We start from the raw sequence: 21,091 nt of genomic DNA, 5'->3' as shown, positions 1-21,091 counted from the left end.
GAGGGGAACGCGGGGGTTGGCAAGCGTCCGCGAGAGGCCCTAGCCCGGCTTTCGCCCAGTGCCGATCCAGGCGGTCATGGAGAGCGATGCGGGGAAGGGGCCGGCGGTGCGGTCGAGGGCGGCGAGGGCCTGCGGGCGGCGGGCCGTCCAGGTGGCTTCGCCCAGCGCCTCGCGCATCATCCGGACGGGGACGGCGCCCTTTTCCATGTCGCTCCAGAGCGCTTCGGCGGAGGCGAGCGTGGCGGTGTCGCTGATCCGGTGGACGGTGACATCGGCAAAGCCCGCACCCTGAAGCTCGGCCCTCAGGACATCGGGGTTTTCCAGCGAGGCCATGTCGGGATCGGGGGCGGGCAGATCCGGCTTCATCGCCTTCAGCCCCGCGAAGAGGGCCGTCATGAGGCTTGACTGATCCACCGGCGCCCAGCTTGCCACGCAGACGCGGCCGCCGGGTTTCAGGATGCGGAAGAGTTCGGCATGGCCCCGTGCCCGGTCGGGGAAGAACATGAGCCCGAACATCGAAAAGGCGGCGTCGAAGCCTGCGGCCGCATAGGGCAGGTTCTGGCCGTCGCCTTCGGTGGCGGTGACGCCGGTGAGCCCCTGTTCGGCAAGGGTGGCGTTCAGGACGCGGATCATCCCGGGCGCGAAATCGAGCGCCGCGACCGTGGCGCCGCGCGCCGCCGCCGCCAGCGCGAGGGTGCCGGGGCCGCAGGCGATATCGGCCACATGCTCTTCGGCCCTGACATCGAGCAGGTCGAGCGCGCGGTCGATATAGCTTGAGAACAACCGCATCGTCGTTTCGGAATAGCCGTCTGCGACGCTGTTCCAGGGGGCGGGGGTGCTGAGGGGGGCCGGGTCTGCCATGGGCGCAGCCTGCCACGGGCGCGCCCCGCTGTCAGGCCCGGATGCATCGGCTTGCACGGCGCCGCAGAGGGTGGAATCATCCGCACCATGAGGGATGCGCCCATGATCTCGCCCGCGCTGCGGGCCTATAGCGGTTCGCGAACCGACCCGTCGCGCTGGGCGGCGTGGCGGCCCCGGCGGGGGGATATCCTTGTCTGCACGCCCTCGAAGGCGGGGACGACCTGGACGCAGACGATGATCGCGATGCTTCTGAACGGCGGGGCCGATCTCGACCGTCCGCTGAACGAGATCTCGCCCTGGATCGATGCCGATCTGGGAACGCCCGCCGAAGAGGTGGCGCGCGACCTTGATCGCCAGCCCGGGCGGCGGGTGGTGAAGACCCATACGCCGGGCGACGGCGTGCCGGTCTGGGAGGGGGTGAGCGTTGTCGCGGTCTATCGCCATCCGCTGGATATCTTCATCTCGCTCAGGAACCACGCGCTCAACATGAAATCGCGCCCCGATCACCCGATGGCGCGGGAGATGAGCGTGGCGGTGCACGATTTCCTGACCGACCGGGCGACGGTGGACGATATCGACCACGATTCGGTGGAGATCTTCGCGCTGCATTACCGCGAGACGGTGGCGTCGGGGCGGTTCGCCGATCTCGTGTGCCTGCATTATGCCGATATGGTGGCGGCGGGGCCGGCGATCGTCGCGCATCTCGACCGGGCGCTTCGGATCGGCGCGGGGGAGGACGCGATCGCGCGGGTGGCGGAAGCGACGACGCTGGCGGCGATGCGCGATGCCGCGGCGCGGTACGTGCCCGCAAGCGGCAAGGGTTTCTGGCACGACGAGGCGGCGTTCTTCCACTCGGGCGGAACGGAGAAATGGGCGGGGCTGCTGTCGGAAGCCGATCTCGCGCTTTACGAGGACCGGATGGCGGCGGCAGTGCCCGACCCGGAGTTGCGGCGCTGGCTGGAACGGGGATCGGGGCGGCTGTGACCGAGGTGGCGGTGTTCGTTCGTGTGGCGGGCCGGGTGCAGGGCGTGGCCTTCCGCGCCTGGACGCGGGAGACGGCGCGGAAGCTTGGCGTGCGGGGCTGGGTGGAGAACTGTGCCGACGGATCGGTGGCCGCGCATCTCGAAGGGCGCGAAGAGGCGGTGCAGGCGATGCTGGCGGCGATGCACGAGGGCCCGCGCCATGCGGCGGTGCATGGGCTGGAGACGGAGCCGTCGGAGCCTGTGGGCTGCGCGGGGTTCGAGATTTTGCGGTAGGGGTGACTAGTTCCGGGGAAGCGTTGAGGCGGGCCGCCCTTTCCTTGCTCAGCGCCGCCTTAGCCAATAGCCTTCGCCGCGACCCATTCGGCAGGACGAGCGTGTCATGATACAATTCGGGCGGCCCCCGTGGCCTTCATCCCCCTTCATTCGTGGCGCCGCGACGCCGTGACTGCGCTGTTGATGTCCTACCCCCGAAGCGGCAGCCACATGGTGCGCGCCGTGCTGGAGGCGGCGAGCGGGCGGCCGACACTGGGGTGCCCCGGCAATCCCGCGGATACGCCGATCCGCGACCGGTTTCCCCCGAGCGCGGAAACGCCCTTTGCACGGGAAGCGGAGGCACCGATTGCCCAGAAGATCCACTGGGTGTCCGAAGAGCTTGCCTTGCGGCGCGGCGGGGTGGAGGTGGAGCGGATCTGTCTTGTCATTCGCGACCCGGCGAAATGCGTGGTGTCGCAGATGGTGCGGTCTCTGGACGAAGCGCGCGGGGTGTCGCGGCTTAGGCAGCGGCGGCGGATGGCCCGGCCCGGGCGGCTGGAGAGCATGCTGTTTGGCGAGCTTGCGCACTGGATGGCACTGGTCGACCGCTGCGCGGCGAGTGATTTGCCAAAGCTTGTGCTGGGCTTCGAGGATCTTGTCTCGCCGGATGGTCTTGCGATGGTGAACGAGGATCTTCTGCCGTTCTTCGGGCTGGAGCATCGGTTTTCCGACCGGGCCGCGCTCGATGCCGTGCTGGCTTTCGGGCGGGAAAGCCAGGTTGCGCGCAAGAAGACGCTGCCGCCAGATGTCTATGCTCGGAATGCAAGGGCTAGCGAGATCGTACGAGAGGCGGTGGATTACGCGGAGGTTCGCAGCCGTCTCGGGCTTCCGCCGTTGGTATCGGATTAGGCCTGCTCAGAACAGCCCGTCGTCGCCGTCCTGTTCCATCACCTGATCGGCGATGACATAGGCCGCGCCGCCGACGACCACCGGGGTGCAGGCCGAAAGCGCGAGGCTGGCGAGAAGCGCGAGGGTCAGGGCGCGTGGCATGGGCGGTCTCCGGATGCGTGCTGGGGCGAAGATGGGGCGGATCGGGCCGGGGGGCAAGATGCGCGCGGCAGTTTGGCGCCGGGCGCGGGAAATGGGTGACGCGATGGAGGTGCGGGGCCGGCGCTTTTGTTCCGGGTGCGGGGGTGGCCGGAGACGGCACGGGCGCGCCCCGGGGTGAGTCGCGCCTCTGGGCGGTGAGGCGCCGCCATTGCGGCCTTCGCAGGTGCAGAAAACGCGGGTCTGGCGGGCGCGGGCGCCGGGCCGGTGTCATCCCGTGGCAAGGGTGCGGAACTGCATCAGAATCCGCACTTATCCACAGGAAATCCCCAAGTGATATCAACACCTTATCCCCAGTAAATTTTCATGCTGCACTGCTTTTTTGTTGCGGGATCGAGGGGCTGGTGGGAAGGTGTTTCTACCGCAACGAAGCGCAAGCGACGGGGCGGGGCGCAAAAGGCCCCACGGGAGCCGGAGCGGACCAAACCGGAACATGTGTCCGGGGCGGATCGCGAAGGATCTGGGAGGCCGGGCGGAAGCGGGGCTCTTCGGAGTGTCCGTGGAAGGCCGGCAGACCGGGACTTGGGCGCGCCGGGTCAGGCCTTCGGGTCGGGACCGGCAGCCGCGGCGGGCCGCAAGGTGCGCAGCGGTGATCCGGAAGAGGCTTCGGCCCCGGAAGGATCGCGCAGGCCTGGCGACGGGTCGGCGCAACTGGGCCGAGACACCCTCGGGTGAACAGGTTCAGGAAGGCGTCAGGGGCCTCCGCAAGGGGGCGATGCGAGGACCGCGTCTGAGCACCTGGCGCCTTTTCCTGTTTCCCTTCGCGGGAACCCGACGGTCTTGGTTCACCTGGTACCCCCACACACTCCAGAACGACACGGGGCTCGGATGGCATGTTGCCCCCGAGCCCCGCTCAGCGTCAGCTGATGCATGTTTACCGCGTCTATGCACCTGTGAGGGGAGAGGTAGCGCGCTCCCCCGGCGAAAGCAAACAAAATCTCGTATGCTTTTTCCGAAATTCCGCAACATTCCGGGGTGTGTGGCAAATCTAGCGGGAGGGGGCGCAGGGGAATTCCAGATTCGCCCTGAATGTCAAGAATTGACGACAGACTAAATGTCAGGAAAAGTTGACAGGCGGGACAGTAAAAACCATCCCGTCACCGGCCCGGCATAAGCGGCCCGGCGGCGCGGGAACGGGGAGAGGATCATGGCCGGATCCAGGATGCCGATGGGCGCCAGATGACGGGCCTCTTGCGACATGTGGAGCGATCCTTCGACCGGCGGATGGCGCTCAGGCGCAGGATGCTGGCGGCGCTGGGGCTTCAGGCGGTGGAGGACGAGACCGATGCGCTGTGCGGCCATGTCGAGGAGCTGCGCCAGACGCTTCTGGGCTGTGCGGCCTGCACGCGCACCGATCTGTGCGCGGGATGGCTCGACCAGGGGCAGATGGGCGTGCCGCTCTTTTGCCGGGCGCGGGAGGCCTTCGGTAGTCTGCAGGAGGCGAACGCGGCGCAGTGCAGCGCGGGGCGGGCCGCCCGGCCGGAGCGCGTATTGGAAGCGGTGAACGAGTGAGGGCCGGGCGCTAGGCGCCGTCGGTTTCCCCGTCGTCCTCTTCTTCCCCGTCGTCGTCCTCGTCGTCTTCGCCGCCGCCGAACGCGTCGTCTCCGAACATCAGCTTTTCGAAGCGGCCGATCTCGGGCCGTTCGCCGATCCCGGCCAGGAGGCTTTCAAGGCTTTCCGGCCCGTCGATCAGGCTGGCCATGCGGGCCTTCAGATAGGCGCGCAGGACGGAGTTCAGAAGCGGCTGCCACCCCGTGCCGTAGGTGCGGAAGAACTTCACCAGATCGGCATCGAGCCGGATCGTCACGCGGGTCTTGGCCTGGGGCGGTTCGCTTGCCAGCAGACCGTGCCAGGCGCTGGGCACGATCCGCCCGTCGAGGACCGCGTGGCGCAGATCCCATTCGAATTGCAGCATCTGGTCGCGCATGAAGCGGTATTCCAGCCGCTGCCGCGGCGTGAGGCGCGGCCCGACGGGGCCGGTGGGCTTCTTCGGCGCCGTCTTCTTCTTGATGGGGGGCTGGATCATGGCGGCGCGTCAGCTGGCGAAGGGTTCGGCGCGCATGTCGCCCTGAAGGCTGTCGATCCGGCGGAGGAGTTCGTCGACATCGGGCATGGGGGCGTCGGCGATCTCGATCTGAAGCGGGGGCGGGGCCCCCCGGGGGCCAAACATGGATTTGTGTTCCGGCGCGCGGGCCGATCCGGTTTCGATCGCCGTGCCGATGCCGTCCGGCGCGGTGTAGCGGAGCCGTCCGCCGCCGCCGTTCGCGGCCTCGAGCAGCGACCAGATCAGGTTGATCGAAACCATCGCCGCCACCGGTTCGCCATGGCGGGTGATGATGATCCAGCGATCCGGCTCGGACAGGATATCAAGGGCTTCGGACATCCGCTTGCGGACTTCCGAGGTGGAAATGCGGCCTCCCATTCTGGCCTCCTTCATGCGCGGTTCCCTACGCCGGAAGGTGGCCGGAATTCGTAAATACATGGCGAGCGCTGCGTACGGTTTTGTACAAAGCGCGTCCTGCCCCCGCTCATGGCCTGCGGTGTTTGCGGGGCGGGATTGTACGTTTCTCAGACCCGCTGGTTGATCTCCAAAAGGTTGCCTTCGGGATCCTCGACATAGACGTTGCGCAGGTTCGGGATCGCGAAGACGCCGGCGTCGGAATAGGGGATGCCGGCGGCGCGAAGCCGGGCGAGGACCGCCTCGAGATCATCCACCTCGATCGCCACGTGGCCGCCGACCGAAGGGTTGTGGCCAAGGTTGTTGCGGCGGGCGAAATCGGGATCGGCCTTGATGAGGTGAAGCCCCGTGTGGCTTTGCCGCCGGTCGCCGAAGAGGGCGAGCCTGTCGGGCTCTGCCGGGATGTAGCCGCGGGCGGGCGGGAACGTCCAGGCCACCTCCGTCATGCCGAGGATCGTTTCGTAGAACCGCGCGGCGCGGCGGACGTCTTTCGCTTCGAGGTTCACGTGATGGATCGACCAGGACATCGGGGCTCCTTCCGGATGGGGTGGTTCGGGGGCCAGCCTAGGGCATGTCCGGCAGAGGGACGACCGGGATTTTCCGGGGTGCCGGGAGCGCAGACCGGGCGCGCCGAATCACACCCGCGGCCGGGGAGCGGAAAAGGCGGGGCCGCGCGGCCAAAAGCGGATCGTTTGCAGGCCGGTGCGCCGAAATCCGCCCCATCTCAGCTATTTACGGGGCAGATTCATCGCTCCGGCCTGTCTCTCACCGTTTAATGTTTTGGCAATTGGGCCTATAGTCTGCCCATCAACAAGGGCGCGCCGCTGCCAAAAAGGGCGCCTCACAAGGGAGGTTATCCATGATCCGTTCGGAGTTGATCCAGAAGATTGCGGACGAAAACCCCCACCTCTACCAGCGCGACGTCGAGCGGATCGTCAACACCATCTTCGAAGAGATCATCAACGCCATGGCGCATGGCAACCGGGTGGAGCTTCGGGGGTTCGGGGCGTTTTCGGTCAAGAAGCGCGACGGGCGGATCGGGCGCAACCCGCGCACCGGCGAGGCCGTCGAGGTCGAGGAAAAGCACGTGCCCTTCTTCAAGACCGGGAAACTTCTGCGCGACCGCCTGAATTCGGACGATCACTGAAGGGCTGCCCCCACACATGCGTTACATCCGTTACCTGTTTCTCGCCACCGTCGGCCTTATCCTGCTGATCGTCGCGCTCGCCAATCGCGGGCCGGTGACGCTGACGGTTCTGCCCGAAGAGCTGGCCGCCTTCGCGGGCTGGAACGCGCAGGTCACGCTGCCGATCTTCGCGGTGATCCTTGCGAGCATCGTGGTCGGGCTTCTGATCGGCTTCGTCTGGGAATGGATGCGCGAATACAAGCACCGGGCGGCGGCGAGCCACCACCGGCGCGAGCGCGAGCGGCTGGAAAAGGAAGTGGACCGGCTGAAGACGCCCGCCGACGGATCGGGCGACGACGTGCTGGCGCTTCTCGACAAGGCGAGCTGACCGCGCTAGGCCAGCCCCCATGCAGATCCGGGTCAAGATATGCGGGCTTCGCACGGCGGAAGACGTGCGCGCGGCGGTGGATGCCGGGGCGGCCTATCTCGGCTTCAACTTCTTTCCTAAATCGCCGCGCTTCGTGACGCCGGAAGAGGCGCGCGATCTGGCCGTCGAGGTGCCGCCCGGGATCGCGAAGGTGGCGCTGGTGGTGGATGCGGGTGACGCGCTGCTGGACCGGCTGACCGAGACGGTGCCGCTGGACATGCTTCAGCTTCACGGATCGGAAACGCCGGAACGGGTGGCGGAGGTGCGCGCGCGTTACGGCCTGCCGGTGATGAAGGTGGTGGGGCTGGCCGACGCGGCGGATCTTGCGCGGCTTGATGCGCATCTGCCGGTGGCGGACCAGATCCTTGTGGATGCGAAGGCGCCGAAGGGCGCGGAATTGCCGGGCGGCAACGGCGTGCCGTTCGACTGGCGGCTTCTCGAGGGGAGGCGCTGGCCGATCCCGTGGATGCTGGCGGGCGGGCTGACGCCCGAAAACGTGGCCGAGGCGATCCGGCTGACCGGCGCGCGGCAGGTCGACGTGGCCTCGGGCGTCGAGCGGGCGCCGGGGGAGAAGGACGCGGATCTGATGCGCGCCTTCGTGGAGGCCGCGCGGTGATTGTGACCTTCCGCGATGCCACGCGGGAGGACGTGCCCGCGATCGTCGCGCTTCTGAGGGACGACACCTTCGGCGCGGCGCGGGAGACGGCGGAAGAGGCCACCTATCTTGCGGCCTTCGAGGCGATGGCGGGGGAGACCGCCAATCACCTGATCGTGGGGGTCGAGGATGGGCGGATCGTCGCGACCTACCAGCTGACGCTGATCACGGGCCTCAGCCACCGGGGCATGCGGCGGGCGAATATCGAAAGCGTGCGGGTGGCCGCGGACCGGCGCGGGCAGGGGCTGGGCCACAGCCTGATGCGGGATGCGGAGGCGCGGGCGCAAGCGGCGGGCTGCGGGATGCTGCAGCTCACGACCACGGCGGAGCGGAGCCGGGCGCGCGCTTTCTATGACAGGCTGGGCTATACCCCGAGCCATATCGGCTTCAAGCGGGTGCTGGGGCCCTAGCTCCCCTTCAGCGCGTGGGCGATGTCCTTCGTGTCGCGGTAGAGCTTCTTGAACAGCGCGAACTGCGTGGCGTAGGCCGGGTGATCTTCGGGCGGCACCTCGCGCGCGGGCGGGTTCCAGCGGTCGATATCGCCCGGTTCCGCCGCGCCGACGGCGCAGGCGGCCAGGAAGGCGTCGCCATAGCTGGCGCCCACCGTCTTATCGCAGACGATCTGCGTGAGCCCGGTGATGTCGGAGGTGGCGCGCAGCCAGACCTCGTTCTGCACCCCGCCGCCGACGGCGAGGATGCGGGCGGGGGCGGCGCCCGCCTCGGCGAAGGTTTCCGTCACATGGGCCGTGCCATAGGCGATGCCTTCGAGGATCGCGCGGTAGATGTCGCCCCGCGTGTGGGTCATGTCGAGCCCGAAGAGCGCGCCCTTGGCCAGCGGATCGTGGATCGGGGTGCGTTCGCCCGAGAAGTAGGGCAGGAGCAGAAGCCCGTTCGCGCCCGGCGGCGACGCGGCGGCCTCTGCCGCCAGCGTGGGGAAGGCGGTGTCGCGGGGAAGCTCCTGCGCGAAGCGATCGCGGAACCAGTGCGTGAGCGTGCCCGAGGTGGCGAGGCCGGCCATGGAGGCATGGGTGCCGGGCGCGAGCCAGGGCGCGTACCAGAGGCGCGGGTCGGAGACGCGGGCATCGGTGACCTCGATGATGAAGATGGTGGAGCCGTACATCATCATCAGGTCGCCCGCATGGCGGACACCGACGCTGACGGCCTCTGCCGCCGCGTCGATGGTGCCGGTGGTGACGGGGGTGCCGGGGGCGAGGCCGGTGGCCTCGGCTGCGGCCTCTGTCACCTCGCCCGCGATCTCGCCCGACCAGAGCAGGCGGGGCAGGTGGCGCGGTTCGCAGATGTCGCCCGCAAGGTCGAACGTCCAGTCCTGCGTGGCGACGTCGTAAAGGGGCGAGGTGTTGGCGGCGGTGTAGTGATCGATCACGATCTCGCCCGTCAGGCGGTGGACGAGGAAGCTGGTGGAGGTGTGGATCGTCGCCGTCTTTTCCCAGATCTCGGGGTGAGTGCGGCGCAGCCAGAGGATCTTCGGCCCCACGGATTGCGAGGTGAGCGCGTTGCCGCAGCGGGCGAGGATGGTATCGGCGCCGATCCGGGCCGTCAGCTCGTCGATTTCCGCCGCCGCGCGGGTATCGACGCCGTAGAGGACGCCGTTCATGAGCGGCGCGCCCTGCGTATCCACCGGCAGCATGCAGGGGCCGATGGCGGAACAGGCGACGGCCGCGATCTCTTCCGCCGGGATGCCGGATTGGGCCAGCACCGCGCGGGTGACGTGGACGAAATCGCCCCACCAGTCTTCCTCCGCCCGGTGTTCGGCCCAGCCGGGGCGGGGCACGATCATGTCGTGGTCGCGGCGGGCCTCGGCCAGGATGGTGCCGCTTTCGTCCACCAGTACGCCCTTGGTCTGGTAGGTGCCGATATCGACGCCGAGAAAGCAGGTCATCGGGTGTATGCGTCCCTGTCGAGGGTGAAACCGGGGCCGATGGCCTGAAGCGCGGTGTGCAGAAGCGTCGTCAGCGCGTCGAGATCGCGCAGGTCGCAGATTTCGCGGGCGGAGTGGGAATGGCGCATCGGGTAGCCCGCGTCGATCGCCGCCGTGCCGCCGTTGGTGAGCTGCACGTAGGACAGATCGGTCAGGATCCCGGTCGAGGCGGAGCGCTGCAGCGGCAGGCCCGCCGTTTCCGCCGCGCCTTCCATCAGGGCGACCATGGCGGGGTGGGGGATCACGCCGTTGAGGGTGCCGCGCCCGTGGAAGGAATAGAGGCTGATGCCCGGGCCGCCGCCGAGGATCATCTCGCCCCGCCCCGCCATGTCTGGGGTGTCGGAGGCGAGCATCAGATCGATCTGGATCGCCATGTCGGGTTTCAGCCGCTCGGCCAGGGGGGCCGCGCCGCGCAGGTTGAATTCCTCGAGCACGGTGAAGGCGACGTGGATCGTCGGGCGGGCGGGGCTACCCGCGAGCCGTTCGATAAGCGCGATCAGAACGGCGCAGCCCGCGCGGTCGTCGATGGCGGGGCCGGCGATCAGGTGGTCGCCCATCGGCACCGCGCCGGGCGCGTAGACCACGGGGGTTCCGATCCTGATGCCCGCCGCGTCCGCCTCTGCCGCGCTGGAAAGCCCCGCGTCGATGTAAAGTTCGGGCACCGGAAGGACGGTGTATTTCTCGTCCGGCGTGGTGGCGTGGTGGCTTTTGTTGGCGATGACGCCATAGACGTCGCGGCCCTCGCCCACGCAGAGGATCACCTCCTGCGCCGGCAGCGCGCGTTCGGGGACGCCGCCCATGCGCTCGATCCCGATCGTGCCGCCGGGGTCGATCCGGCGCACGATGAAGCCAAGCTGATCCATGTGGGCAAAGAGCATCACCGAGGGCAGACCGGGGTCGCCCGGAAGCGTGGCCCAGAGGTTGCCGAGGGTATCGGTTTCGGTGGGCACGCGGAGGCGTTGGGCGATCCAGCGGCGGACGCGATCTTCGTGGCCCGAAAGGCCGGGAATGCCCATGAGGGCGGTGAGATCGTCGCGGAGGGTCATGCGCGGGCGGCCTTCGCGCGGGCCATGAAATCGGCGGCGCGGTCGGGATCGACGGGTTTCCACGTGTCGCCGCCCACTTTCAGGGCCGAGCCCACGACGCAGCCATCGGCCAGTGCGAGCACATCGGCCACGGTATCGTGTTTCACGCCGGTATTGGCGAGGACGGGTGTGCCCGGAAGCGCGGCCTTCACGGCCTCCAGATCTTCCATCTTCGCCGCCTCGCCGGTGATCTGGCCCGAGACCAGCACCGCGTCGGGGATCGACGAGAAGACGGCCGAGCGCGCGCGATCGGCGAGCGGCCTTCGGTCGAGCGAATGGGCGAATTCGGCCGACACGTTGTAGAGCATCAGCGCCTCGCCCGCGCCAAGCCGGTTGCGGTAGCGCATCGCCTTCCCGGCATCGGGGGCCCAGTGGCCCATGTCGGAGGCATAGGTGCCGGTGAAGATTTCCCGCATGAAGGCCGCGCCGGTGGCGGCGGCAAGCGCCACGGTCGACATCGGATCCCACAGCACGTTGACGCCGAAGGGCAGGGTGATTTCGGAACGAAGCTGCCCGATCACATAGGCCATCGTGGCGGTCGAGGCGGTATCGACGGCGAATTCATAGGGCCGGTCGTTTTCGTTGCCGAACATCACCGCGTCGAAGCCCGCCGCCTGAAGCGCGTGCAGATCGGCGCGGGCCGCGGCGACGAGGCCCGCGACCCCGGCCCCGGCATCGTAAAGCGGCGTGCCGGGCAGCGCGCCGAGGTGGACCATCCCGATCACCGGCTTCGCGGTTCCGAAGGTTTTTTCAAAGGCCGTCATCGGCACCTGTCCTTTTGAAGTACCCGTCCCTCTTGGGTCTGGCACCAGTTTCATACTAGCATGTTAGTAACGCAAGTGGGGGAGGCGCTGAAATGACGCTGAAAACACGCAAATGGGACAGGCTGGGCAATGGCGGGCTGACATTCACCGAGCTTGGGTTCGGCACAGCCCCTCTCGGCAACCTCTACCGGGCGATTACGGATGCGGAGGCCGATGCGATCCTCGATGCCGCCTGGGAGGCGGGGGTGCGCTATTACGACACCGCGCCGCTTTACGGGCTGGGGCTGTCGGAGACGCGGCTGAACCGGTTTCTGCGCGACAAGCCGCGCGACGCGTATGTGCTGTCGACGAAGATCGGGCGGCTCTTGAAGCCCACGACGCCCGACAAACGCGACGGGTTCGGAAAGTGGTTCGACGTGCCCGCGCGGAACGAGGTTTACGATTACACCTATGACGGGGTGATGCGGTCGCTGGAGTTTTCGCTGGAGCGGCTGGGGACGCACCGGGTGGATATCCTCTTTGCCCATGATCTCGACGTGTTCAACCACGGCTCCTGGGCCAACCTGGAACCGAAGCTCGAAGAGCTGATGGCGGGGGGCTACAAGGCGCTGACGGAGCTGCGCGACCAGGGGGTGATCGCCGCCTTCGGGGCGGGGGTGAACGAATGGCAGCCCTGCCAGTGGATGATCGAGCGGGGGGATTTCGACATCTTCCTGCTGGCAGGCAGGTACACGCTTCTGGAACAGGAGGCGCTGCATTCCATGCTGCCCCTGTGCGTGGAGCGGGAGATCGGGGTGGTGATCGGCGGGCCCTATAATTCGGGGATACTCGCGACCGGGGCGACGCCCGGGGCGTTCTACAACTACGATCCCGCGCCCGGGGATGTGTTGGAGCGGGTGGCCAGGATCGAGGCGGTGTGCGACCGGCACGGGGTGCGGCTTGTCGATGCCGCGTTTCAGTTCGCGTTGCGGCATCCCGCCGTCGTCTCGGTCATCCCGGGCGGGCAGGGGCCGGCGGAAATGGCCTCGAACCTGGAGGCCGCGCGGGCGGAGGTGCCGGCGGCGCTTTGGGCCGATCTGAAGGCCGAAGGGCTGTTGCGCGAAGACGCGCCGGTATGAGGGGCGGCGCGATGAGGATAGATGCGCATCACCACCTCTGGCAGCCCGGGCGGGGCGATTATGGCTGGATGCCGAAGGACAACGCGATCCTGAACCGGCGCTACGGGCCGGAGCACCTGGCGGAAACGCTCGCCGGGCGGGGGATCGGCAAGACGGTTCTGGTGCAGGCGGCGGCGACGGTCGACGAGACCGAGTACATGCTGGGGCTTGCGGATGCGACGGAGTGGATCGCGGGCGTCGTCGGCTGGGTCGATTTCGAGGACAAGGGCGCGCGGGCCACGCTGGAGCGGCTGGCGGGGCATCCGAAGTTCAAGGGCGTGCGGCCGATGATCCAGGATATTCCCGATGTCGACTGGATGCTGAGGGATGAGGTGCAATGGGGGTACGCGGCCGTCACCGAACTGGGGCTGACCTTCGATGCGCTGGGATACCCCGAGCATCTGGGGAATTTCCTGACGATCCTCACGCGCTATCCGGAAATGCGCGTGGTGGTCGATCACTGCATGAAGCCCCGGGTGCGGGACGGGTCGGAGGCGCATCTGGCGGAGTGGGCCGAGGGTATGCGCCGGATCGCGGGTGAGACGGGGGCGTTCTGCAAGTTCTCGGGCCTCGTGACGGAGGCGGATGAGGGCGTGGGCGTCGGGGATCTGCGCCCTTATGCCGAGGTGGTGCTGGAGGCGTTCGGGCCGGACCGGGTGATGTGGGGGTCGGATTGGCCGGTGTGCCGGCTGAGGGCGGAATATGACGATTGGCTGACCATGGCGGAAGCGCTGACGGAGGGTTTCGGTGCCGCGGAGCGGGCCGAGATCTTCGGCGGGTCGGCGGCCCGGTTCTACGGGCTTTGAGGCAGGCCGGGGCAGGCCCCGTGCTTTTTCCCATGGCCGGTTAACAGCGGCGCCAGCCGCCCGGCCAGCGCAGGCCCGTCCGGCGGGTCTGCGCTTTTGCCGATGAAGGCGCGCAGCGATGCGGCGGGAGAGCTTGCGCCATAAAGCGCCCAGGCGCGCGGCCGGGGCGCAGCCCCACGGGCCTGCGCCGGCCTCTGCGGGAACAGCCTACAGCACCTCGCGCCAGATCAGCTGTTGCAGCGCGCCCGCGCCGACGAGGTAGAGCGACGTCACGATCAGCCCCCAGTGCGCCCAGCTTTCGGGGTGAAACTCCACCCAGGCCGCCCAGCCCGCGAAGAACGTCCAGGCCACCGCCATCGGCAGGGTCAGCCAGCGCCAGCGCGCGGTGCGCACGGGATGGACGAATTTCACCGGCAGGAACATCAGCGCCGCCAGGATCACCACGATCGCGAGGCTGACCCAGAAGTTGGGCTCGATCGCGAAGAGGACGAGCACCACCATGTTCCAGCAGCCCGGGAAGCCCGAAAAGCTGTAATCGGTGGTCTTCATCCGGGTGTCGGCGAAATAGAGCGCCGAGGTATAGGTGATCACGATGATCGCGCACCAGCCCGTCCATCCCGGCAGCAGATCCGACGAGAACAGCGCATAGGCGGGGATGAAGACATAGGTGAGGTAATCGATGATCAGATCCATCAGCACCCCGTCATAGCGGGGCGCGTTGTCCCAGACCTTGTAGTGGCGGGCAAGCGGCCCGTCGATGCCGTCGACGAAGAAGGCGACGACGAGCCAGAGGAACATCATGCTCCAGTCTTTCTGGGAGGCTTCGAGCATGGCGAGCATGGCGAAGACCGCGCCGCTGGCGGTCAGGAAGTGCACGAAGAACGCGCGCAGGATGGGGCGGCCGCCGGGTGCTGTCATGAAACCGTCATGACGAAAAAGCCCGGCCACCTCAATGGCCGGGCTGAAAATGCGTGCGGTTCTTCGGGGCTAGTTGCCGGGCGTCACGCGCACCTCTTCCAGCGGATAGGCGAGCGCATCCTGATCTTCCCAGCCCGCGTGGCAGTCATGGCAGAAGCTTTGCTTGAACGTCATCGGCTTGCCGTTCGGCTGCAGCGCGGAATAGACCCAGCCCATCGTGTCGGGCGCTTCGCCCGCGGCGACCTTCGTCATGATGAACAAGGGCCCGCGGCGCAGCATGTTCGTCTTGGCATTGATGCCGAAGCTTTCCTTGGCGAGGACCGAGCCCACCGGCATGGTGACGCCTTCGGTTTCGAACTTCAGATACTGTTCGGCGGCGATGTCGTTGGCGAAGGTCTGCAGGAACCGCTCGGAATGGGCGCCGGCGACGGCGGGGCGGGTGGCGGTGACCGTCCAGCTTCGGTAGGTCGCGCCGATTTCATCGCCCTCGCTGGCATAGCTTTCGGCCATCCAGTCCTTGATGCAGTCGTAAAGCGCCAGAACCTCTTCGTCGTTGAGCGGGAAGCGGTCGGTCCCTTCGGCGACCGGGCAGTCGACGGCCCGGGCGGCGGGCGCGGTCAGGAAAAAGGCGGCCACGGCGGTGGCGGCCAGGGGTGCGGCGATGCGCATGGGTCTTGGTCCTCCCTTTGATGTCAGGTCATCCGGGCCCGGGACATGGCCAGTAAAGCGCGTTCGCCGCCGGGCGCGAAATCACGGCGCTGCACGATGCCGTGAGGGTCAGTTCCGGGTGGCGGCCCTGGGATGCGCGCGGGCGTAGACCTCCATCAGCCGGGCCGTGTCGACCGCCGTATAGGCCTGGGTGGTGGAGAGGGAGGCGTGACCGAGCAGTTCCTGGATCGCGCGCAGATCGCCGCCGCCGGCAAGAAGATGGGTGGCGAAGCTGTGGCGCAGCGCGTGGGGCGTGGCGCTGGCGGGCAGGCCAAGGCGGTGGCGCACGCCTTCCATCGCCTTCTGGACGAGGCGGGGGCTCAAGGGCCCACCCCGGACGCCGCGGAAGAGCGCGTCTTCGGGGCCGAGATCGAAGGGGCAGAGCGAAAGGTAGCGGTCGACGGCGGTGCGGGCGACGGGCAGGACCGGCACGATGCGTTCCTTGCCGCCCTTGCCGGTGATCCGCAGCACCTCGGGCAGCGGCGCGTCGCGGCGGGTGAGGCCGAGCGCCTCGGAAATGCGAAGGCCCAGCCCGTAGAGGAGCGTCACCACGGCGGCATCGCGGGCGCCGACCCAGGGCGCCTCGGGCGCCTCGCCCGCGAGGTCGAGCACCGCGCGGGCGGCATCGGGCGAGAGCGGGCGGGGCAGTTTCTTCTGGAACGAGGGCGCGCGGACCGACAGGGGCTTCGTCGCGTCGAAGCCGTCGCGGTCCGACAGCCAGCCGAGGAAGTTCTTCACCGCCGAGAGTGCCCGGGCGAGCGAGCGCGGAGAGATGCCGCCTGCGCGTTCATGGGCCATCCAGCTGCGCATGTCGGAAACGGTGAGGTCGCGCAGCGCGGCGGGGGCGACGGGCGTATCGAGATGGCTGCCGAGGAAGGCGAGAAAGCCATAGACATCGGTGCGATACGCCTCGGCCGTCGCCGCCGCGCGCCCGCGCACGGACGTCAGCTGGGAAAGCCAGGCCTCGACGGCGTCGGCGGCGGCGGGGCTTATGGCCCCGGGCGGCATCACGCGATCCAGCGCCGCATGGCCCGCTCCACCGCGCCGCCGAAGAAGGTGAGAAGATCGGTGCCCTGCGTCGGCGCGAAGGTGTGCGGATCTTCGGCGGCAAGGGCGAGAAGCCCCGGCAGCCGGCCCTCGCCGAAATTCAGCACAAGGCAGGCCTCGGACCGCATCCAGGCGCTGCGGCGGCCGTAGATGCCGCTTTCATCGGTATCGATCTGGCGCAGGGTGACGGGGCGGAGCGGCAGGTTGCGCCCGCGCGTGACATAGTCTGCGACGAAGCCCACGGGGCGGAGTTCGATCAGCCCCGACACCGTGCCGTCGGCCTCGGGCGCGTCGCTTTCAAGAACGAGGGTGGCCGCGTCGACCCGCAGGATATCGGCCACCGCGCCGCCCAGATCGAGCAGGAATTCGTCGAAGGTGACGGGTTCGAGCATCCTGAGCACCGCGCGGTGGATCTGGTTCGTGCCCGCGAGGTTTTCATAGGCCGCCGCGACGACGCCCTTATGCGCATCCTCGAGCCGGCTGAGCCGCGCCTCGAGCCGTTCCATCGCGATGCCGCGCAGATCGACGATGTTCGAGCCGAGCGCCTTTTCATTGGCGAGAACGAGCGCGCGCATCACGTCGGGATCTTCGAGGATCACGTCGGGTTCCGCGAGAATCCGTTCCCGCACGTCATCGCGCTTCTTGGCGATCTCGCTCATACCCACCCCTCTTGGCCCGTCTTTTCGCGGGTCCCCTGAACTGCCGTCGCGGGCAGAATGCGGCAAGGGGCGGGATGCCTCAAGCGCGAAGATCATCGCGTGCCCCGGGCGCGGCGAATGGGCAACGCCCCGGGCCAGAGGCGGGCTTAGGGGTTCGCCATCCCGAGCACGTGCTTGTGCGAGCTGCGGCCTGCCTTCGAAACGCGGGAAAAGGCCTGCGGGTTTGTCATCAGCAGGCAGTCGGGCCGGGGCTCGAAAAAGATCGAGGTCGTCCAGGTGTAGGTGTTGAGCGGCCCGTTGCCGTGGAAATCGACCTGCAGGAAGCCCGCCTTGCGCAGCTTTTCGCATTGCGCCGGTAACCAGTCGGAATTGTCGAAGATGATGAGCCCGCCGGGGGTCAGCTTCTCGATCGCGTTGTCGGTGCAGCGGGGCTGCGAGATCAGCTTGCCGTCGTTCGAGATGACGTCGAACCCGCCGCTTTGTTCGAGGATCGCGTCGGCGAAGGCGCGCACGGCCGCGTCTTCCTCGTTGCCGCGCCGATCGAATTCGCGCAGGAGCAGCGTCTGGTTGTCGTTGAGCCCCGCCAGGCCCATGTCGTACCACCGCGCCTCGGATTCCACCGAGATGACGGAGGCGAAGCGGCGCGAGAACCAGGCCGAGGAATTGCCAGATCCCCATTCGAAGACGGTGTTCTTCGAGAAATCGAATTGCGAGAGGTATTCGACGGCCGGATAGGTCATCCAGGGGACGGGGTTGCCGTAGCTGTCCACGCGGGATTTTTCCCGTGCGCTGCCGTCGACTCCGTAGGCCGCGCGGGCCTTTCTGTTGATCACCTGTCCTGCCTCGCTCAACTGCCGGTTCTTTTTTGTGTTGAACGCCGGGGCCGGGGGCGCCCGCGTCGGGGTGAATCGTAGGGCCATTTCCGGCCTGCTGGCAGGGGGCGGCGGCCCCGCGCCGGGCGCTTTCACGTCTTCGCGATGTGGGCAGGCCTTTCTGGACGCGGCGGGGGCGGGCCCCTAGCGTTTTCCCACAACAGAGAAAACGGGAGGGTCGGAATGTTCAGAGTATCCAAGAGTGCTGCGCTTGCCGCCGGCGTTGCGGCGGCCTGCCTGTTCGGGGCCGTGGGCGCGAGCGCGCAATCGGCCGGCGAGATGAGCTTCTTCATCTCCAGCGTTGGCTCGGGCGACGGGGCGAATTTCGGCGGGCTGGAGGGCGCGGACGCCCATTGCACGGCGCTGGCCGAGGCGGCGGGATCGTCGAAGACCTGGGCGGCCTATCTGAGCACCAGCATGGTGATCGACCGCAGCAGCGGCAGCCCCCAGATCACCGACGGGGTGAGCGCGCGCGACCGGATCGGCAGCGGCCCGTGGTACAACGCCGCCGGCGTGATGATCGCGAAGGATGTCGACGACCTGCACAGCGCCAGCGTGAACCTGAACCTCGAGACCGGGCTTGACGAGAACGGCAACCAGGTGAACGGGCGCGGCAGCCAGCCCAACAAGCACGACATCCTGACGGGATCGGATTCGGCTGGGCATTTCTCGACCGCGGGCGGCGACACGACCTGCTCGAACTGGACGAGCAATGGCGAGGGGTCGGCGATCGTCGGCCATCACGACCGGCTGGGCCTGAACAGCTCGCGCAACATGCTGTCGTGGAATTCGTCGCACGGGACGGCGGGGTGCAGCGAGGAGGCACTGCCCCGGACGGGCGGCGCGGGGCTGATCTACTGCTTCGCTACGGACTGATGTGACAGGCGGCCCGCGCCTTGGGGTGCGGGTGCGCCGATGAGAGGAGCCGGGCGGGGCCCGGCCGGGGGGGCTGACGCCTCGTGTTCCGGGCGAAGGAAGTGGGGCTCTGCCCGTCGCCATTGTCGCTCGGACCAATGGCGCTCCAATGACGACCCCGGGATACTTGAGGCCACATGAAGGGGCCGGTCGGTGAGAGCGGGCCCTGCCGGGCGCAGGGGCCGGGGCGGCGGAGAGAGCCGCAGTCCCGGACATGATCCGGGACCTCGCGGGCCGGTTCGGCCGAGGCGTTACAGGATCGACTGCCCCGTCGCCGCCCAATCCTTCAGGAAGCCTTCGAGCCCCTTGTCGGTCAGGGGATGCGCCGCCATCTTGCGGATCACGTCCGGCGGGGCGGTGGCCACGTCGGCGCCGATCTTGGCCGCTTCGGTCATGTGGTTGGCCGACCGGATCGATGCGGCGAGGATCTGGGTTTCGAAGCCGTAATTGTCGTAGATCTCGCGGATATCGGCGATCAGATCCATCCCGTCGAGGTTGATGTCGTCGAGCCGCCCGATGAACGGCGAGATGAACGTCGCCCCCGCCTTCGCCGCCAGAAGCGCCTGGTTCGCCGAGAAGCAGAGTGTGACGTTCACCATGTGCCCGTCGCCCGACAGCTTCTTGCAGGCCTTCAGACCGTCCCAGGTGAGCGGCACCTTGATCGCGATGTTTTCGCCGAGCTTCTTCAGCTCCAGCCCCTCGGCGATCATGCCGTCCGCGTCGGTGGCTACCGTTTCGGCGCTGACCGGGCCCTCGACCATCTCGGCGATCTCCTTGATCACTTCCTTGATGTCGCGGCCGGATTTGTGGATGAGCGAGGGGTTCGTTGTGACCCCGTCGACCATGCCAAGCTCGTGCAGGTCGCGGATGGCCGCGGTATCGGCGGTGTCGACGAAGAATTTCATGGGCGTCGCTCCTGTCTGTCCTCGGTGGCGTTGTCGCGCGGAGGGATATCCCAGCACGAGGGAAGTTTGAAGGGGAAAGCGGGGCCGCCCCGGTTCGGGCGCGGCCCCGTCAGTGGAAGAGGCGGGGGTGATCGCGATCCGGCAGGGCCACGATCTGATCGGCATCCGACCACAGGATCGTGCCCGGCGCGTCCGACCGGATCTGGCGCACCGGCACGCCCATCTCTTCCAGAAGCCAGGCGAGATACCAGGCATGCCCGATCGGCGCGCCCGCGCGGTCGCGGAACCAGCAGATGCCGTTGCGCTGCCCGCGGTGGCGGGCGCGCTGCACGGTGAATTCGGGCGGCACCGCGAGATGCCGGTCGAACCAGCAGATCTCTCGGTGGATCTCGTGCACCTGCCAGGGCGCGTCCGACGGGCGGTATTGCCCGCGCAGGTCATAGGCGGGGCCGAACAGCCCGATTTCGGCCCGCGCCCGCGCATCGCGCGAGGGCGTGACAAACCGGATATACATGATGGCGATCCGAAGCGGGCTTCGGATCCTTTCGTTTCAGGAAGATGCGGGATTGGGGAAAGAGGCCGTCCGCTCAGCCGAGCGGCGGGGGCGCTGTCTTTCTCGAGCTTTCGTGGGCGCGGTGCATCGTGGCGCTCCGGTCTGGTTTCCGTCCGCAGGGGCGGGGGCTTAGCCGATCGCGCCCCGCCCGGTCAAGGAAAACCGTTGCAGCCCCCGATCCGCTGTGCCTTCCTATGGCGCGGCGCCGATGCCCGGCCCGCCCTTGCCTGCCCGGAGGCCGTTCATGGATTTCTCGCTCTGGCTTGCCTTCGTCGCGGCCTCGACCGCGCTTCTGCTGATCCCGGGGCCCACGGTGCTTCTGGTGCTGGCCTATGCGATCGGGCAGGGGCGGCGGGTGGCGGTGCCGACCGCGCTGGGCGTGGCGAAGGGCGATCTGATCGCGATGAGCGCCTCGCTTGCCGGGCTGGGGGCGCTGGTGCTGACCTCGGCCACGCTGTTCACGGCGCTGAAATGGGTGGGCGCGGCCTATCTCGTCTGGCTGGGCATCCGGATGCTCAGGGGCGCGGGCGCGGGCGCGGGCGCGGCGCGGTTCGACCTGGCCGCCGCGGAAGGCGCGATCGGCGTGCGCACCGCCTTTCTGAATGCGGCGACCGTGACGGCGCTCAACCCGAAATCCATTGTCTTCTTCATCGCCTTCGTGCCCCAGTTCCTCGATCCCGGGCGGCCCTTTCTGCCGCAGGCGGCGATCCTGATCGCGACTTTCGTGGCCCTCGCCGGGATCAACGCACTGGCCTATGCGATCGCCGCCGGCCGGCTGCGCGACACGATCCGGCGGCCCGCTGTCATCGCCTGGCTGACGCGCGCGGGCGGGGCGACGCTGATCGGCGTGGGGGTGGCAACGGCGGCCGTCCGGCGCGCCGCGTCGTGAGGCCC

The 21,091-nt window shown here is 68.2% G+C and carries 27 protein-coding genes; 12 read left to right on the top strand and 15 right to left on the bottom strand.

The annotated features are described in order from the left end of the window. Positions 1–39: 39 nt before the first annotated feature. Positions 40–861 carry a class I SAM-dependent methyltransferase gene (locus tag RXV90_RS05380; protein ID WP_316647388.1) on the bottom strand — a complete coding sequence of 274 codons (822 nt, stop codon included), beginning with the start codon at positions 859–861 and terminating at the stop codon, positions 40–42. Between the two features lie 87 nt (positions 862–948). Between RXV90_RS05380 and RXV90_RS05375 the strand changes: the two genes are divergently transcribed. The 3 genes from RXV90_RS05375 (at position 949) to RXV90_RS05365 (ending at position 3,005) form a co-directional block, all read left to right on the top strand. After that, positions 949–1,845: a sulfotransferase domain-containing protein gene (locus tag RXV90_RS05375; RefSeq protein WP_316647386.1), complete on the top strand. Its 897-nt coding sequence runs from the start codon at positions 949–951 to the stop codon at positions 1,843–1,845. Then, positions 1,842–2,117: an acylphosphatase gene (locus tag RXV90_RS05370; RefSeq protein WP_316647384.1), complete on the top strand. Its 276-nt coding sequence runs from the start codon at positions 1,842–1,844 to the stop codon at positions 2,115–2,117. The genes RXV90_RS05375 and RXV90_RS05370 overlap by 4 nt, the downstream gene beginning before the upstream one ends. Positions 2,118–2,246: 129 nt before the next feature. After that, complete coding sequence (locus RXV90_RS05365; protein WP_316647382.1) at positions 2,247–3,005, top strand: hypothetical protein; 759 nt, start codon at positions 2,247–2,249, stop codon at positions 3,003–3,005. Positions 3,006–3,011: 6 nt separating this feature from the next. Here the strand turns inward: RXV90_RS05365 and RXV90_RS05360 are convergent, their stop codons facing one another. Next, positions 3,012–3,146, bottom strand: a complete 135-nt coding sequence (locus RXV90_RS05360; RefSeq protein ID WP_316647381.1) for a hypothetical protein — start codon at positions 3,144–3,146, stop codon at positions 3,012–3,014. A gap of 1,236 nt (positions 3,147–4,382) precedes the next feature. On the opposite strand from RXV90_RS05360, the gene RXV90_RS05355 reads away from it, so the two are divergent. Further along, complete coding sequence (locus RXV90_RS05355) at positions 4,383–4,715, top strand: DUF6455 family protein (RefSeq protein ID WP_316647379.1); 333 nt, start codon at positions 4,383–4,385, stop codon at positions 4,713–4,715. A gap of 10 nt (positions 4,716–4,725) precedes the next feature. Here the strand turns inward: RXV90_RS05355 and RXV90_RS05350 are convergent, their stop codons facing one another. The 3 genes from RXV90_RS05350 to RXV90_RS05340 form a co-directional block, all read right to left on the bottom strand. After that, positions 4,726–5,229, bottom strand: coding sequence for a BrnA antitoxin family protein (locus RXV90_RS05350; protein WP_316647378.1), 504 nt, complete (start codon positions 5,227–5,229; stop codon positions 4,726–4,728). 9 nt (positions 5,230–5,238) lie between these two features. After that, complete coding sequence (locus RXV90_RS05345) at positions 5,239–5,625, bottom strand: type II toxin-antitoxin system Phd/YefM family antitoxin (RefSeq protein WP_316647377.1); 387 nt, start codon at positions 5,623–5,625, stop codon at positions 5,239–5,241. Between the two features lie 146 nt (positions 5,626–5,771). After that, positions 5,772–6,188 (bottom strand): VOC family protein, encoded by a 417-nt coding sequence (locus RXV90_RS05340; RefSeq protein ID WP_316647375.1) that lies wholly within the window; start codon positions 6,186–6,188, stop codon positions 5,772–5,774. Positions 6,189–6,520: 332 nt separating this feature from the next. Here RXV90_RS05340 and ihfB point away from each other — a divergent pair, with 332 nt between their 5' ends. The 4 genes from ihfB to RXV90_RS05320 are packed head-to-tail and all read left to right on the top strand — an operon-like array spanning position 6,521 to position 8,279. Further along, a complete protein-coding gene (gene ihfB, locus RXV90_RS05335) occupies positions 6,521–6,808 on the top strand; it encodes an integration host factor subunit beta (protein ID WP_316647372.1) in 288 nt (95 codons plus the stop codon). A 16-nt stretch (positions 6,809–6,824) separates the two neighbouring features. After that, positions 6,825–7,175, top strand: a complete 351-nt coding sequence (locus tag RXV90_RS05330) for a lipopolysaccharide assembly protein LapA domain-containing protein (protein WP_316647370.1) — start codon at positions 6,825–6,827, stop codon at positions 7,173–7,175. A gap of 19 nt (positions 7,176–7,194) precedes the next feature. After that, a complete protein-coding gene (locus RXV90_RS05325; RefSeq protein WP_316647369.1) occupies positions 7,195–7,830 on the top strand; it encodes a phosphoribosylanthranilate isomerase in 636 nt (211 codons plus the stop codon). After that, positions 7,830–8,279 carry a GNAT family N-acetyltransferase gene (locus RXV90_RS05320; protein ID WP_316647599.1) on the top strand — a complete coding sequence of 150 codons (450 nt, stop codon included), beginning with the start codon at positions 7,830–7,832 and terminating at the stop codon, positions 8,277–8,279. The genes RXV90_RS05325 and RXV90_RS05320 overlap by 1 nt, the downstream gene beginning before the upstream one ends. Here the strand turns inward: RXV90_RS05320 and RXV90_RS05315 are convergent. The 3 genes from RXV90_RS05315 to RXV90_RS05305 are packed head-to-tail and all read right to left on the bottom strand — an operon-like array spanning position 8,276 to position 11,657. Then, positions 8,276–9,769 carry an FGGY-family carbohydrate kinase gene (locus tag RXV90_RS05315; RefSeq protein WP_316647368.1) on the bottom strand — a complete coding sequence of 498 codons (1,494 nt, stop codon included), beginning with the start codon at positions 9,767–9,769 and terminating at the stop codon, positions 8,276–8,278. The two genes, RXV90_RS05320 and RXV90_RS05315, sit on opposite strands and share 4 nt — an antisense overlap. After that, positions 9,766–10,854, bottom strand: coding sequence for a M42 family metallopeptidase (locus RXV90_RS05310; protein WP_316647367.1), 1,089 nt, complete (start codon positions 10,852–10,854; stop codon positions 9,766–9,768). The genes RXV90_RS05315 and RXV90_RS05310 overlap by 4 nt, the downstream gene beginning before the upstream one ends. Beyond that, positions 10,851–11,657 carry a BtpA/SgcQ family protein gene (locus RXV90_RS05305; RefSeq protein WP_316647366.1) on the bottom strand — a complete coding sequence of 269 codons (807 nt, stop codon included), beginning with the start codon at positions 11,655–11,657 and terminating at the stop codon, positions 10,851–10,853. The genes RXV90_RS05310 and RXV90_RS05305 overlap by 4 nt, the downstream gene beginning before the upstream one ends. Positions 11,658–11,749: 92 nt before the next feature. On the opposite strand from RXV90_RS05305, the gene RXV90_RS05300 reads away from it, so the two are divergent. Continuing rightward, the gene (locus RXV90_RS05300) at positions 11,750–12,775 is read left to right on the top strand and encodes an aldo/keto reductase (protein WP_316647365.1); all 1,026 of its coding nucleotides are present in this window, start codon (positions 11,750–11,752) and stop codon (positions 12,773–12,775) included. An 11-nt stretch (positions 12,776–12,786) separates the two neighbouring features. After that, entirely contained in the window at positions 12,787–13,620 is an 834-nt protein-coding gene (locus RXV90_RS05295) for an amidohydrolase family protein (protein ID WP_316647364.1), read from the top strand. 207 nt (positions 13,621–13,827) lie between these two features. Here the strand turns inward: RXV90_RS05295 and RXV90_RS05290 are convergent, their stop codons facing one another. The 5 genes from RXV90_RS05290 to RXV90_RS05270 form a co-directional block, all read right to left on the bottom strand. After that, positions 13,828–14,538, bottom strand: a complete 711-nt coding sequence (locus tag RXV90_RS05290) for a CDP-alcohol phosphatidyltransferase family protein (protein ID WP_316647363.1) — start codon at positions 14,536–14,538, stop codon at positions 13,828–13,830. A 69-nt stretch (positions 14,539–14,607) separates the two neighbouring features. Further along, positions 14,608–15,207 carry a cytochrome P460 family protein gene (locus RXV90_RS05285; RefSeq protein WP_316647362.1) on the bottom strand — a complete coding sequence of 200 codons (600 nt, stop codon included), beginning with the start codon at positions 15,205–15,207 and terminating at the stop codon, positions 14,608–14,610. Positions 15,208–15,315: 108 nt separating this feature from the next. Beyond that, on the bottom strand, positions 15,316–16,254 hold the full coding sequence (locus tag RXV90_RS05280) for a tyrosine recombinase XerC (protein ID WP_316647361.1): 939 nt from the start codon (positions 16,252–16,254) through the stop codon (positions 15,316–15,318). Then, the gene (locus tag RXV90_RS05275) at positions 16,254–16,952 is read right to left on the bottom strand and encodes a DUF484 family protein (protein ID WP_316647359.1); all 699 of its coding nucleotides are present in this window, start codon (positions 16,950–16,952) and stop codon (positions 16,254–16,256) included. The genes RXV90_RS05280 and RXV90_RS05275 overlap by 1 nt, the downstream gene beginning before the upstream one ends. Positions 16,953–17,098: 146 nt before the next feature. Continuing rightward, positions 17,099–17,803 carry an O-methyltransferase gene (locus tag RXV90_RS05270; RefSeq protein WP_316647357.1) on the bottom strand — a complete coding sequence of 235 codons (705 nt, stop codon included), beginning with the start codon at positions 17,801–17,803 and terminating at the stop codon, positions 17,099–17,101. A 204-nt stretch (positions 17,804–18,007) separates the two neighbouring features. Between RXV90_RS05270 and RXV90_RS05265 the strand changes: the two genes are divergently transcribed. Further along, positions 18,008–18,700: a hypothetical protein gene (locus tag RXV90_RS05265; protein WP_316647356.1), complete on the top strand. Its 693-nt coding sequence runs from the start codon at positions 18,008–18,010 to the stop codon at positions 18,698–18,700. 290 nt (positions 18,701–18,990) lie between these two features. Here RXV90_RS05265 and fsa read toward each other — a convergent pair whose 3' ends face one another. Both fsa and RXV90_RS05255 read right to left on the bottom strand, forming a co-directional pair. Beyond that, positions 18,991–19,644 carry a fructose-6-phosphate aldolase gene (fsa, locus tag RXV90_RS05260; protein ID WP_316647355.1) on the bottom strand — a complete coding sequence of 218 codons (654 nt, stop codon included), beginning with the start codon at positions 19,642–19,644 and terminating at the stop codon, positions 18,991–18,993. A gap of 109 nt (positions 19,645–19,753) precedes the next feature. Further along, on the bottom strand, positions 19,754–20,158 hold the full coding sequence (locus tag RXV90_RS05255) for a hypothetical protein (protein ID WP_316647354.1): 405 nt from the start codon (positions 20,156–20,158) through the stop codon (positions 19,754–19,756). Between the two features lie 283 nt (positions 20,159–20,441). Here RXV90_RS05255 and RXV90_RS05250 point away from each other — a divergent pair, with 283 nt between their 5' ends. Next, positions 20,442–21,086 (top strand): LysE family translocator, encoded by a 645-nt coding sequence (locus tag RXV90_RS05250; RefSeq protein ID WP_316647353.1) that lies wholly within the window; start codon positions 20,442–20,444, stop codon positions 21,084–21,086. Positions 21,087–21,091: the final 5 nt, after the last annotated feature.

This window comes from Ovoidimarina sediminis, from assembly GCF_032586175.1.
Classification (GTDB): Bacteria; Pseudomonadota; Alphaproteobacteria; order Rhodobacterales; family Rhodobacteraceae; genus Ovoidimarina; species Ovoidimarina sediminis.
Note: the sequence above shows the minus strand (reverse complement) of the source record. Positions and strands in the feature narration are given on the sequence as shown.